The organism is Pseudomonas sp. TE6288 (genome assembly GCF_054062095.1).
The window spans coordinates 355,073-368,043 of the sequence record NZ_JBSSEW010000001.1 but is presented as its reverse complement, the minus strand read 5'-3'; the positions used below and the strand labels follow the sequence as shown (position 1 = coordinate 368,043).

The following is a 12,971-nucleotide window of genomic DNA, read 5'->3' as shown; positions in this document are numbered from 1 at the left end:
TGTTTTTGTCGGCTGTCGTCTCTGCACTGCGGGGCCCCCAACCGGGGCCAAGAGCAAACGTATTTTTTTGAGCGCTGACCTGCGTTCATCCAACGTGATCCAACCTTGACTGCCGCTACCTCGGAGGTAGTTTTATTGTTCTTGCCAGGTTGCGGGGCCGGAACCCCTGGAATGCACGTCGACTCCAAAAAAATCTGCTTGCTACGCCTCTGCCGTGTTGTTCTTGTTATGTCAGAGCCGTTTACTGTTGTTTTTATTGGGTATCGCGTTTTTTGTTCTTGTTATGCCAAAAGATATAGCAGGTGGCGTGCCAACTTTTACAAACCCTTTAAAATCAATGGTTTGGTGATTTTGCAGAGTGGATTGGCACGTGAAAATTTGTCGAATTGTTTCCCTGTTACCCGATTTTCTTCTGCACAGCGTGTAGGCGGTAACACTCCACCCACACCTGTGTGACAACCGTGTGACTCAGCGAACGCCGCGGGCCTTCGCCACCCGCGAACCGGTGGCGCGCCCGAGCACTTCGCTGATACGCAGGCCCGCGGCGATGAGCTGGTCCAGGTCTATACCCGTGTCGATGCCCAGCCCTTGCAGCAGGTACACCACATCCTCGCTGGCGACGTTACCGGTGGCGCCCTTGGCGTAGGGGCAGCCGCCCAGGCCGGCCACCGAGCTGTCGAACACGCTGATGCCCTCGAGCAGGCTGGCATAGACGTTGGCCAGCGCCTGGCCATAGGTGTCGTGGAAGTGCCCGGCCAGTTGCGCGCGGGGCACCTGAGCCGAGACCACCTCGAACAGGCGGCGGGTGTCACCGGCGGTGCCGGTGCCGATGGTGTCGCCCAGCGATACTTCATAGCAGCCCATGTCGTGCAGGGCCTTGGCCACTGGTGCCACCTGCTCGGCGCTGATGCGTCCCTCGTAGGGGCAGCCGAGCACGCAGGAGACATAACCGCGCACCCGCACACCCTGGCTGCGGGCGGCCTCCATGATCGGCTCGAAACGCTTGAGGCTGTCACTGATCGAGCAATTGATGTTGCGCTGGGAGAACGCTTCGGACGCCGCCGCGAACACCGCCACTTCCTTCACCCCGGCGGCCAGGGCATCCTCGAAACCGCGCAGGTTGGGCGCCAGCGCCGCATAGGTGACCCCCTCGCGCTGACGGATACCGGCGAACACTTCGCCGGAGCCGGCCATCTGCGGGACCCATTTGGGCGAGACGAAGCTGCCCACTTCTATGTAGGCGAGCCCGGCGTCGGTGAGGTCGTCCACCAGGCGCACCTTGTCGGCGACGCTGATGGGCTGGGCTTCGTTCTGCAGGCCGTCGCGCGGGCCGACTTCGACCAGGCGGACATTCTTGGGCAATGACATGGCGGGCTTCCTGTGGCGGATCAACGGTGGGTGTGCGGCGGGTTCAGGGTGGCGGCCAGGGCCTGCTCGCAACGCTCCTGGGCGGTGTCCAGCTCCAGGTGCATCTGCTGGATGTCGAGCATCTGCTGTTCGAGCTGGGCGCGGCGTTCGGCGATCTTCGCCAGCATGCTGGTGAGCTGTTTCTGGTTGCCGCCGGAGGGGTCGTAGAGTTCGATCAGTTCACGGCATTCGGCCAGCGAGAAACCGATGCGCTTGCCGCGCAGGATCAGTTTGAGCGTGACCTTGTCGCGGGCCGAGTAGATGCGTTCCAGGCCGCGTCGTTCAGGGCTGAGCAGACCCTGCTCCTCATAGAAGCGGATGGCGCGGGTGGTGATGTCCAGTTCGCGGGACAGGTCGGAAATGCTGTAGGTCTGGCTGCTCATGCTTGCGCTCGGGGGAGGGAATGCGAGTAACCTAATGCCAGGTTGACGTATACGTCAAGCAAGGGTTGCGCTCGCCGGCCCGTTCAGGCATTCACGGACTTGCGGTAGGCCTTGGGCGTCTGCCCGTCGAGCCGTTTGAAGAACCGCGCAAAGTAGGTCGGGTCGCTGAACCCCAGGCTGTCGGACAACTGGCCGATGCTCATGCGCGTGTAGGCAAGATTGCGCCGTGCTTCGAGCAGCAGGCGCTGGTGGATCACCTGCAACGCCGATTGCCCGGCCAGTGCCCGGCACAGCTGGTTCAACAGCAGGCTGGTGATGCCCAGGCGCGCGGCGAAATCGTCCACGGCAAGGTGCTCGCGGTAATGCGCCTCGACCAGGCGCAGGTAACGGCCGAGCAACTGCTGGTCCCGTTCGTCCTGGCTGCGCGCTGGCAAGGCGGCTTGCTGGCGGTTGATCCACACCATCAGCGCGGTGACCAGTGCCTGCAGCATGGGGCCGCGGGCCGGGGCGCAGCCCTGGTACTCCTGCTGCAGCGTGTCGATCAGGCCGTGCAGGCGCACGCGGTCCTTGCCCAGCGGGTAGCACCGCGCCGCCGCCAGCACGCTCAGGGGGGCGCCGAGGCGCTTTTCCAGATCGACCACCAAGGCCGTGCCGAACGTCAGCACATGCCCCTGGATATCGGCACTGAAGCGAAAGCCATGGACAGTCAGCGGCGGCACCACCTGGATCGCCGCCTCGCGAATCACCCGGCGCTCGCCCTCGATCTCCACCTGCACCTCGCCGTGTTGCACATAGAGCAGCTGGAACAGTTCTGCGTGCCGGTGCGGCTTGATCTCCCAGTGGTGCAGACGGCTGCGTGCCGGGATCGACTCGCAGTGCAGCAGGTCGGTATCCGGCCAGGCACGGTGCTCGCCATACAGCTGGAACAACGGGATGCCGGGAAGGGGGCTGTGCATGGGGTGGGACCTGTCCGTTAATCGAACGAATTTCAGGAAAGTGCAGTTTTCAAAGCGGATTTCGCACGTTCTGCACATTTTTCAGCAGTAAAAATACAGGTGCAAACCCTAACAGCAGATGTGCGGCCATTGCCAGTGCAAAGCCGGCATCGTCATCGTGAGACAACAACAATGAAAACTCAGGTTGCAATCATCGGCGCCGGCCCGTCCGGCCTGCTGCTCGGCCAGCTGCTGCACAACGCCGGCATCGACACGCTGATCGTCGAGCGTCAGACCCCGGACTATGTGTTGGGGCGCATCCGTGCCGGCGTGCTCGAACAGGGCACGGTCGAGTTGCTGCGCGAAGCCGGCGTGGCCCAGCGCATGGATCGCGAAGGGCTGGTCCATGAAGGGGTCGAGTTGCTGGTCGATGGCCATCGCCAGCGTCTTGACCTCAAGGCACTGACCGGTGGCAAGACGGTGATGGTCTACGGCCAGACCGAGGTCACCCGCGACCTGATGCAGGCTCGCGAGCAGAGTGGGGCGCCGATCATCTATGCGGCCAACAATGTCCAGCCCCATGACATCGAGGGGCCGCGGCCTTACCTGACGTTCGACAAGGACGGTCGCCAGCACCGGGTGGAGTGCGATTACATCGCCGGCTGCGATGGCTTCCATGGCGTGGCCAGGCAGAGCATCCCGGCCAGCGTGCTGAAGGTGTACGAGCGGGTCTATCCGTTCGGCTGGCTGGGACTGCTGGCCGATACCCCGCCGGTCAACCATGAGCTGATCTACGCCCATCACGAACGCGGTTTCGTGCTGTGCAGCCAGCGCTCGCAGACGCGCAGCCGCTACTACCTGCAGGTGCCACTGCAAGAGCGGGTGGAGGACTGGTCCGATGAACGCTTCTGGACCGAGCTCAAGGCGCGGCTGCCACAGGCGGTGGCCGAGCAACTGGTGACCGGGCCTGCGCTGGAGAAAAGCATCGCGCCGCTGCGCAGCCTGGTGGTCGAGCCGATGCAGCATGGCCGTCTGTTCCTGGTCGGCGACGCCGCCCACATCGTGCCGCCCACCGGCGCCAAGGGCCTGAACCTTGCGGCCTCGGACGTCAACTACCTGTACCGGATCCTGGTCAAGGTCTACCGCGAGGGGCGCACCGACCTGCTGGCGCAGTATTCGCCCATGGCGTTGCGGCGGGTATGGAAGGGCGAGCGCTTCAGTTGGTTCATGACCCAACTGCTGCATGACTTCGGCGAACACCAGGATGATTGGGACCGTAAGATGCAGGCGGCCGATCGCGAGTACTACCTGGGGTCGGCGGCGGGGCTGGCGAATATCGCCGAGAACTATGTAGGGCTGCCGTTCGAGGCTGTGGAATAACCGGCGCGTCAGCGGCGCCTGGGGCTTTCCAGCAAGGCGACCATCTCGCGATAACCGCGTTGGCGCGCATGCTCCAGCGCGGTCACGCCGTCCTTGTCGGCAATGAGCGGGTCCGCCCCGGCCGCCAGCAACTGGCGCACGATTTCCACATGCCGCGGGCCGCCATCGCCGAGGATCACCGCCTCGAGAAGCGCGGTCCAGTGCAGGCGGTTGAGGTGGTTCACATCGACACCGGCCGCGATCAGCAACTGCACGGTGCTGACATGCCCGCGTTCGGCGGCCGGGATCAGCGCGGTACCACCGTAGCGGTTGGTGCTCTTCAGGTCGGCGCCATGGGCCAGGGTCAGGCGCAGGATGTCGTCCAGCCCCCGTGCGCCCGCGTACAGGTAGGGGCTGTCGTTGATATTGTCCTTGGCGTTGACGTCCGCGCCGGCCTCGATCAGCACCTTGGCGGCTTCCACTTCATTGGCGTGGGTGGCCACCAGCAACGCGGTCTGGCCCTGGTCGTTGCGGGTATCGGCCTGCGCGCCCCGGTCGAGCAGTTGGCGCACGGCAGGGGCATCGCCGCGGCGGGCGGCATCGAGCAACGCTGTGTTCATGGCGGGGGTCTCGGCGTGGCTGGCAAGGCTGGTGGACAGGGTCAGCAGCAAGGCGGTGAGCGGCAGGCGCATGGGGGCGGCTCCTGATAGGACGAGGGTCCATGCTAGGGGGCCTGTGTTTGTAGCAGAAGTGAATAATCTGGATGGAACCCAGTGTATTTGCGCATGTTGCCGGGTATCGGTGCCCGTGGTAGAAGTCAGGCTTGTCATTCAGAAGTCGAATATCAAGATGTCTGCCAGCGTAAAACCAAATAGGGCCTTGTTCGACCTCGACCTGTTGCGCGCCATTGTCGTGGTGGCTGACTGCGGCAGTTTCACCACCGCCGCGGCGCGCCTGCATTCCACGCAGTCGACCATCAGCCAGAAGGTCCGCCGCCTCGAGGACATGGTCGGCCACCGCCTGCTGGTGCGTGGCAACCGCGATGTGCTGCCCACCGATGCCGGGCAGACCCTGCTCGGTTATGCCCGGCACATGCTGGCCCTCAACGACCAGATGCTCGAGGCGTTGGCCGGGGCCATGGTCGGGGTAACCGTGCGCCTGGGCGTGCCGGAGGATTTCGTCGGCGGGCGCACCACCAATGCGTTGTCCGCGTTCAGCCGGCAGCATCCCCAGGTCAAGCTGGAAGTCACCAGCGGGCTGTGCCGCGATCTCAGCCAGGCCTATGACAACGGCGAGCTCGACCTGGTGCTGCTCAAGCAGCGGCGCAACAGCCGCGAGGGCGTGGCCTGCTGGCCGGAGCGCCTGCAATGGATCGACAGCGCGCGCATGCCGTCCTTCGATCTCGACCCGATTCCCTTGGTGACCTTTCCGCCACGCGGGCTGTACCGCGATGACATGATCAGCGCGATCGAAGGCATGGGCCGGCGCTGGCGCATCAGCTTCACCAGCTCGAGCCTCAGCGGTATCCAGGCGGCGGTGGCCGACGGCATGGGCATCAGCCTGCTGCCGCCGCGGGCAGCGCTGCTCGAGCACCGGGTGCTGGGCATCGAGCAGGGGCTGCCGGAGGTGGACAGCTACGAAATCGTCATCGTGCACCGGCCCACGGCGGATGTGATGGTCAAGGCACTGGCCGAGGTGTTGACGGAGTTGCTGGCGGTGCAGGCGATCTGATCCCGCCGGAACTCAATCCTTGCAGCAATGCGGCTTGTCACTGGCACTTTCATAGCGATCATGATGCCGCACCCAGTCCATCGTCCCGTCCTCGTTGCGCCCGAGGGGCGCCAGGTCGAGGAAGTTGTACGCGTTGACCAGGATGTCCAGCCCGCGGGCATAGGTGGAATAGGTGTGGTACAGGCTGCCGTCGCTATCCCGGTAGAACGCGCTGAGCCCGGGCAGCTCCGTTTCGTCGCCGGTGTAGGGTTCGTAGTTGTACTGGGCGCTGCCATCGGTGGCGACAGTGACGCCGAAATCCTGGTTGAAGCGGCTGCCGTGCGAGGAAAACCATGGGAAGTGCCAGCCCATGCGCCGGCGGAACGCCTGGAACTCGGCAAAGGGCGCCCGCGAAACCGCCACCAGGGAAACATCGTGGTGGGCCAGGTGCAGGTTGGCGCCGTCGAAGTGGTCGGCCAGGAACGAGCAGCCCGGGCAGCCTTCGTGCCAGCCGTCGGCGAACATGAAGTGATAGACCAGCAACTGCCTGCGTCCGGCGAACAGCTCGCCCAGGCTTAGATCGCCGTCCGGGCCCTGGAAACGGTAGTCCGGCTCCACCGCTACCCAGGGCAGGGCGCGGCGGGCGGCGGCGAGCTCGTCGCGTTGATGGGTGAAGGCTTTCTCGTGCAGCCAGAGCTGGTGCCGGGCAGCGAGCCATTGGCTACGGGTTGCCACGGTGTGTTTGGGAGTGGGATGGCTCATGGGCGTGACTCCACGCTTTGGGGTTCATCCCGTAGTCGGGTGGCCTTTGGGTAATTCGACAGGTTTTTATCCGTTATCGACGAATGGTTCATCCACTGTTTGCTCTTGCTCTTGCTCTTGCTCTTGCTCTTGCTCTTGCTCTTGCTCTTGCTCTTGCTCTGCTTTTGCTTCTAAGCGCGCGATAGTTCAGGCGACACAAATTGCGACTTCAGGAGGCCGAACGGAGGGCTTGCGCAGGGAGGTGACGGGCATGGATGCCCGTCAAGCGCCGATCAGGCCATGGATGGCCCGTCGGCGCGTCCTCCCGGAGCGAGCCCGGAGTGAGGGGACCCCGGAGCGAAGCGTAGGGGCCGGATGAATGGAGCGAGGATTTTTTGGTCCCTTTTTGATCCTTCAAAAAGGGACCCGCCGTAAGGGCGGAAAGGTGATTATGCGTCACCATCGCAACTGAATGCGCATATAGCTTTCAAAACGCTCACTGTGTAAGTCAAATTCAAATTCAAATTCAAATTCAAATTCAAATTCAAATTCAAATTCAAATTCAAATTCAAATTCAAATGCGATTGGTGTGGGTTTTCACAGTTGTAAGCGCATTCATTTACTATACTGACGCATAGTCACCTTTTCGCCCTTACGGCGAGTCACTTTTTGTCAAACGCGACAAAAAGTAACCAAAAAACGCTGCGCTCCGTTCATCCGGCCCTACGCTTCGCTCCGGGTCCCCTCACTCCGGCCTTGCTCCCGGGAGGACCGCGCTGAACGCCCCATCCTGGGGCGCAGCGCTTGACGGGCATCCATGCCCGTCACCTCCCTCCGCAAGGCCTGCGTTCGGCCTCCTGAAGTCGCGAAGTTACGGGCGGCGCTTGCACTGGCGCAGCTGTCGCTAGTGAGTTTGAAACTAATCTTGAGATCAAGATCAAGATCAAGATCAAGATCAAGATCAAGATCAAGATCAAGATTAAAACCTCATATATTGCAACGCTGTTTTGCCGGAGGCTGACTGGGTTGCGTATATCTGCGCAGGGCCACGAACCACTAATGCAGGATCTGCTTCAAAAACGCCTGTGCCCGCGCCGTCCTGGGCTGCCCGAAGAACACTTCCGGTGAAGAGTCCTCAATGATGTGCCCACCTTCGAGAAACAACACCCGCTCTGCCACCTGTCGGGCAAAGCCCATCTCGTGGGTCACGCAGAGCATGGTCATGCCGGTGCCGGCCAGTTGCACCAGCACGTCCAGTACCTCGGCCACCATCTCCGGGTCGAGTGCCGAGGTCGGCTCGTCGAACAGCATGATCCTCGGCTTCATGCACAACGCCCGGGCGATCGCCACCCGCTGCTGCTGGCCGCCGGAGAGCTGGCTGGGGTACTTGTGCGCCTGGCTTTCGATCCCGACCTTGCTCAGGTACGAGCGCGCCCGTTCCTCGGCGTCCCGCCGTGACAGGCCGCGCACGCTCATCGGTGCCAGCAGGCAGTTGTCGAGCACGCTCATGTGCGGGAACAGGTTGAAGTGCTGGAACACCATGCCGATTTCGCTGCGCACCTGGCTGGCTTGGCGGCCAGTGCTGGCAAGGTCGGTGCCGGCCACGCGGATGCTGCCCTGCTGGGCGATCTCCAGGCGGTTGATGCAGCGGATCAGCGTCGACTTGCCCGAGCCCGACGGGCCACAGAGCACGATTCGTTCGCCCTCGCGCACCGACAGGTCGATATCGTGCAGCACATGGAACGCGCCGTAATGCTTGTTCAGGCCCTCGATACGGATCAGCTCCGGGCGCGGGTCGGGGGCAGGGTGCAGGCTGGCAAGGCTCAAGGGTGCGGTCATCTTGTTGTTCTCCCGCTCAAGGTTCAGGCGAAGCGTGCGGCGCTGTAGGGCGCAGGGTCGGTGAAGGGGCGCTCGCCGGTCATCAGCTCCGCCAGCAGGCGGCCACTGACCGGGCCCAGCGTCAGGCCATGATGGGCATGGCCGAAGTTGAACCACAGGTGCTTGTGCAGCGGCGCCGGGCCGATCACCGGGCGCATGTCTGGCAGGCAGGGGCGACGGCCCAGCCAGGGCTTGTCGTCCAGGCGCTCGCCCAGGGCCGGGAACAGCTTGCGCGCCAGGGCCTCGCAGCGGCGCAGCTGGATCTCGTTGGCCGGGGCTTCGCTGGCGGCGAACTCGATGCCGGTGGTCAGGCGCACCCCCCGGGCCATCGGCGCCAGGACATAGCCGCCCTGGGTGTCGCAGATCGAGTGACCCAGTTCGGCGCCGTCGCGGGTCGCGTAGTGCATGTGATAGCCGCGCTTGATCCCCAGCGGAAAGTGGTAGCCCAGCCGTTCATAGAGGTCGGCCGACTGCGGGCCGAGGCAGGCCACCACCTCGTCGGCCATCACCGTGCCCCGGCGGCTGTCCACCTGCCAGCCGCCCTCGACCTGGCGCAGGCTGCGCGCATCGCCGTAGAGGAACTGCCCGCCACGCTGGACGAACAGCGCGGCGTAACCACGGGTCAAGCCGCCGGGGTTGCTCACGGTCTTCGGATCGAGCCAGTGGATGCCACCGATCACCCCACCGTCCAGTTGTTGCTCGCGGGCCTGCAGTTGCTCGCGTTCGAGGATCTCGTAGCGCAGGCCGTAGCGGGCCAGGCCTTGAAGGTCGTGCTTGGCCTGGGCGAACAGCGCGGCGTCGCGGTACACCTCGATCCAACCCTTGGCTTGCACCAGCCCTTGCAGGCCGGCGGCTTCGATCAGCACATCGTGTTCCTCGACGCTGCGCTGCACCAGCGGCAGCATGTCGGCGGCGGCCTTGGCCAGGCGCCCGGGAGCGGACTGGCGCCAGTAGCTGAGCAGCCAGGGTGCGGCCTTGGGCAGGTGGGCAAGGCTGTAGCGCACGTCGGGCTGGCGGTTCAGGCCATAGCGCAGCAGGGCGCTGTACTGGCGCGGGAAGGCATAGGGGATCACGCTGGAACGCTCGATCAGCCCGGCGTTGCCATGGCTGGTGCCGCTGCCTGGCTCGTCGCGGTCGATGAGGATCACCTGGCGTCCGCGGGCCTGCAGATGCAGGGCGGTGCTGACGCCGACGATGCCGGCGCCCAGGACGATGGTCTGGCAATGCATGGAAGATTTCCTTCAGTCAGTTCAGGTGGCGGCCCAGGCGGGCTTCCAGGTGTTTCAAGGTGCGCCGGACCACCTCGACGATCAGCAAGTAGAGCACTGCCGCCCACAGGTAGATCTGGAAGTCGAAGCTGCGCGAGAAGGCCAGCTTGGTCACCCCCATCAAGTCGTAGATCGTCACCAGCGAGGCAATGGCGCTGGCCTTGATCATCATGATCAGCTCGTTGCCCAGCGGGCCTATGGCTACCAGCAGCGACTGTGGCAGGACCACCTTGAAGAAGGTGGTCGAGCGCTTGAGGTTGAGTGCCTTGGCCGCCTCGTACTGGCCCGGCGCGACCGCCATCAGGCTGGCGCGGAAGATCTCGGCCTGGTAGGCCGCCGTGTTGAGGGTGAAGGCGAGCAGGGCGCAGTACCAGGCCTCGCGGAAGAACCACCAGAGGCCCAGCTCCTGCCAGAAACCCTTGAGCGAACCCAGCCCGTAGTACAGCAGGAACAGCTGGGCCAGCAGCGGTGAACCGCGGAAGAAGTACACGTAGCCAGCCGCCAGGCGCCGCAGCACGCGGCTGGGTGACATGCGCGCCAGCGCCAGGAGCATGCCCAGCAGCGCGCCGAGGGTGAACGAGATCGCCACCAGCTTGGCGGTGACCAGCAGGCCATCGACGAAACGCGCGCCGTAGCGGTCCAGCAAGTCCGGGTCGAGCACGTAGGCCAGCAGTTGCTCCAGGCTCATGGGCGGGCTCCTTGCAGGTGGCGATTGCTGCGCCGCTCGAGCAGGGCAAAGACCCTGCCCGACAGCGCCGAGAACAACAGGTAGACCAGGCAGGCCACCCCGTAGAACAGCATCGGTTCCTTGGTCACGCTGACCGCCAGGTTGGTCTGGCGCATCAGGTCGATCAGCGAGATGGTCGAGACCAGCGAGGTGTCCTTGAGCAGGCTCAGCCAGTTGTTCGACAGGCCCGGCAGGGCGATGCGCGTCAGTTGCGGCAGCACCACCTTGAAGAACCCGGTGCGCTTGCCCAGGCCCAGGGCCGCGCAGGCCTCCAGCTGGCCCTTGGGCAGGGTCTTGAAGGCCATCAGCCAGATCTCGCTGGAGAACGCGGCGAACACCAGGCTGAAGGCGGCCATGGCGGCGAGGAAGGTGTTGATCAGCACCTCGCCTTCATAGCCCAGCGCGGCGAGGAGCTTCTGCGCGGCGATCTGGCAGCCGTAGTAGATGATCAGCAGGGTGAGCAGTTCGGGCAGGCCGCGAAACACCGTGGAGAAGAGGGTGGCCCAGGCCCGCGGCAGGCGTTTGCGCGAGCGCGCGGCGAGCGCCACCAGCAAGCCCAGTGGCAGGCCGATGGGCAGGCAGGCCAGGGCCAGCGACACGGTCACCAGCGCGCCGGCCAGCAACGCCTGGCCCCAACCGCCGCTGGCAAAGGAAAGCAGGGAGAGTTGATCGAGCATGGCTAACCCCCAGGAAACAGGTGCCCTGGTGGGAGCGGGCTTGCCCCGCGATGGCGTGGTTCACTGATCAGGCGCCATCGCGCGGCAGGCCGGCCTCCACGAGATTACTGGTAGATGTCGAAGGCGAAGTACTTGCTCGCGATCTTCTGGTAGGTGCCATTGGCCACGATCGCCGCCAGCGCCTCGTTCAGCCGCGTGCGCAGGGCCTGGTCGTCCTTGCGCACGGCAATTGCCGCGTCGGCCTCGGTGCCGTCGACATCGCCGAGGATCTTGCAGCAGTCCTTGCCATTCTTGTTCAGCCATTCGTGCAGCGGGAACTTGTCGGCGATCACCCCGTCCAGGCGCCCTGCGGCAAGGTCGGCGTTGGCTTCGTCAAGGGTCGGGTACAGCTTCACGTCCGCGCCGGCCTTGCCGTATACGTCCTCAGCGTAGATCGCCTGGGTCGAGGCGGATTGCGCGCCGACCGTGTAGCCCTTGAAGTCGGTCTGCGCGTCGCTGATCGGGCTGTCCTTGGCGACGGCCACGGTCAGTGGGGTGCGGTAGTAGTGGTCGGTGAAGGCGATCTTCCGGCGCCGTTCCTCGGTGTCGATCATCGAGGCCACCACCGCATCGTACTTGCGCGCCATCAACGCCGGAATGATGCCTTCCCAGTCCTGGGCCACCAGGGTGCACTCGACCTTCATCTGTTCGCACAGGGCATGGGTGATGTCGATGTCGAAGCCGTGCAGCTTGTTGTCGGCATCGACGTAATTGAAGGGGGGATATGCCCCTTCAGTGGCAAAGCGCAGGGTCTCGGCACTGGCGTGGCCCGCCAGCAGCAGGGCGCACGCACCCACCACAGCCATGGTTCCTTTCATCTCGCACCTCGGTCATCGCACTCTTGCTATTGTTGTTTGCCCGCCGGCCACGAGGTGTAGCCGACGAACTCGTTATGTAGAGCGGCAGTTGCTTCCAAGCGTTTTTCAACATCCGGTCCGAGCTGCTTGCAGACCTCGTTGACCATCAGGTGCACCCACGACAGCATGGTCGCGGTGGATTCCCAGAACAGGTTGAATTCGGTGGGGATGCGGAACACCTCGTCGGCTTCGGCATCAGCCCAGTCACAGAAGGTGTCGGTGACCAGGGTCACCGGAATGCCCAGCGCACGCGCCTTGTGGCACAGCTGCTGGGCGTGGCGCGAATAGCGGCGCGCCTCGAACACCACTAGCGCGCAGTCCTGCGGGCGCCCCAGCAGTACCTCGCCGAAATGCCCGGCGCTGCCATCGACCAGTTGCACGCCGTCGCGCAGGTACTGCAGCAGGTGGCTCATGCACATGGCCACGCCACGCTCGGTCTGAAAGCCGGCGACGAATACCCGGGGTTTGTCGGCCAGGCGCCGAGCGACCTGTTGCCAGGTTTCGCCGCGGCTGTACTCGTGCACGCGCACCAGCGCGGCCATCTCCAGCTCCAGGCTGCCTGAGCGCTGGTCGTCCTCGGGTTGCTGGCGAAACGCCTGCAGGCGGTCGCCGGCCAGCCACGGGCCGTCGCCCAGGTCGTTCTGCAGGTCGTGCTTGAGGGCCTTGAGGTGGGCATAGCCCAGGGCGCGGCAGAAGCGGCCGACGCTCGATTCGCTCACGCCCAGCTTGGCGGCGATGCTGGCCGAGGTCTGGAACGGCAGCTCATGGAGGTTGGCGAGCATGTAGCTGGCGATCTGGCGGCCCGAGGCGGCAGCGGTGTGCAAGCTGCTTTCCAGGCGTTGCTTGATCGATTGGCTCATGGTCGGTTCCGGCTGATTTCTGGCGTGGAAGCCAAAATGGCTGTTTTCTGTCATCAAGTCAATAATTGACAGATAGCTGTCATTGGCGGGAAAGTCTGTGCAGTTGCGCTGTAGCGATTCCAATTCCAAG

13 protein-coding genes are annotated in these 12,971 nt (G+C 64.2%); 2 read left to right on the top strand and 11 right to left on the bottom strand.

Annotated elements, in window-relative coordinates:
- Positions 1–468: 468 nt before the first annotated feature.
- The 3 genes from ACVWY1_RS01640 to ACVWY1_RS01630 all read right to left on the bottom strand — a co-directional run bounded on the left by ACVWY1_RS01640 (position 469) and on the right by ACVWY1_RS01630 (position 2,746).
- Positions 469–1,368: a hydroxymethylglutaryl-CoA lyase gene (locus ACVWY1_RS01640; RefSeq protein WP_457377695.1), complete on the bottom strand. Its 900-nt coding sequence runs from the start codon at positions 1,366–1,368 to the stop codon at positions 469–471.
- 20 nt (positions 1,369–1,388) lie between these two features.
- Positions 1,389–1,790 (bottom strand): MerR family transcriptional regulator, encoded by a 402-nt coding sequence (locus ACVWY1_RS01635; RefSeq protein ID WP_023631568.1) that lies wholly within the window; start codon positions 1,788–1,790, stop codon positions 1,389–1,391.
- An 83-nt stretch (positions 1,791–1,873) separates the two neighbouring features.
- Complete coding sequence (locus tag ACVWY1_RS01630) at positions 1,874–2,746, bottom strand: helix-turn-helix domain-containing protein (RefSeq protein WP_198755594.1); 873 nt, start codon at positions 2,744–2,746, stop codon at positions 1,874–1,876.
- A gap of 171 nt (positions 2,747–2,917) precedes the next feature.
- Here ACVWY1_RS01630 and pobA point away from each other — a divergent pair, with 171 nt between their 5' ends.
- Positions 2,918–4,105, top strand: coding sequence for a 4-hydroxybenzoate 3-monooxygenase (gene pobA / locus ACVWY1_RS01625; protein WP_457377694.1), 1,188 nt, complete (start codon positions 2,918–2,920; stop codon positions 4,103–4,105).
- A gap of 8 nt (positions 4,106–4,113) precedes the next feature.
- Here pobA and ACVWY1_RS01620 read toward each other — a convergent pair whose 3' ends face one another.
- Positions 4,114–4,776: an ankyrin repeat domain-containing protein gene (locus ACVWY1_RS01620; protein WP_457377693.1), complete on the bottom strand. Its 663-nt coding sequence runs from the start codon at positions 4,774–4,776 to the stop codon at positions 4,114–4,116.
- Positions 4,777–4,933: 157 nt separating this feature from the next.
- Between ACVWY1_RS01620 and ACVWY1_RS01615 the strand changes: the two genes are divergently transcribed.
- The gene (locus ACVWY1_RS01615; protein WP_023631572.1) at positions 4,934–5,815 is read left to right on the top strand and encodes a LysR substrate-binding domain-containing protein; all 882 of its coding nucleotides are present in this window, start codon (positions 4,934–4,936) and stop codon (positions 5,813–5,815) included.
- Between the two features lie 12 nt (positions 5,816–5,827).
- Here ACVWY1_RS01615 and ACVWY1_RS01610 read toward each other — a convergent pair whose 3' ends face one another.
- The 7 genes from ACVWY1_RS01610 to ACVWY1_RS01580 all read right to left on the bottom strand — a co-directional run bounded on the left by ACVWY1_RS01610 (position 5,828) and on the right by ACVWY1_RS01580 (position 12,841).
- Positions 5,828–6,556 (bottom strand): DUF899 domain-containing protein, encoded by a 729-nt coding sequence (locus ACVWY1_RS01610; protein ID WP_457377692.1) that lies wholly within the window; start codon positions 6,554–6,556, stop codon positions 5,828–5,830.
- Between the two features lie 1,035 nt (positions 6,557–7,591).
- Positions 7,592–8,374 carry an amino acid ABC transporter ATP-binding protein gene (locus ACVWY1_RS01605; RefSeq protein ID WP_457377691.1) on the bottom strand — a complete coding sequence of 261 codons (783 nt, stop codon included), beginning with the start codon at positions 8,372–8,374 and terminating at the stop codon, positions 7,592–7,594.
- 23 nt (positions 8,375–8,397) lie between these two features.
- A complete protein-coding gene (locus ACVWY1_RS01600) occupies positions 8,398–9,642 on the bottom strand; it encodes an NAD(P)/FAD-dependent oxidoreductase (protein WP_258600738.1) in 1,245 nt (414 codons plus the stop codon).
- Positions 9,643–9,658: 16 nt separating this feature from the next.
- Complete coding sequence (locus ACVWY1_RS01595) at positions 9,659–10,369, bottom strand: ABC transporter permease (RefSeq protein ID WP_102685465.1); 711 nt, start codon at positions 10,367–10,369, stop codon at positions 9,659–9,661.
- Positions 10,366–11,085: an ABC transporter permease gene (locus ACVWY1_RS01590; protein WP_046855416.1), complete on the bottom strand. Its 720-nt coding sequence runs from the start codon at positions 11,083–11,085 to the stop codon at positions 10,366–10,368. The genes ACVWY1_RS01595 and ACVWY1_RS01590 overlap by 4 nt, the downstream gene beginning before the upstream one ends.
- A 104-nt stretch (positions 11,086–11,189) precedes the next feature.
- Positions 11,190–11,942, bottom strand: coding sequence for a transporter substrate-binding domain-containing protein (locus tag ACVWY1_RS01585; RefSeq protein ID WP_457377690.1), 753 nt, complete (start codon positions 11,940–11,942; stop codon positions 11,190–11,192).
- Positions 11,943–11,968: 26 nt separating this feature from the next.
- Positions 11,969–12,841: a MurR/RpiR family transcriptional regulator gene (locus ACVWY1_RS01580; protein WP_102685467.1), complete on the bottom strand. Its 873-nt coding sequence runs from the start codon at positions 12,839–12,841 to the stop codon at positions 11,969–11,971.
- Between the last annotated feature and the right edge of the window lie 130 nt (positions 12,842–12,971).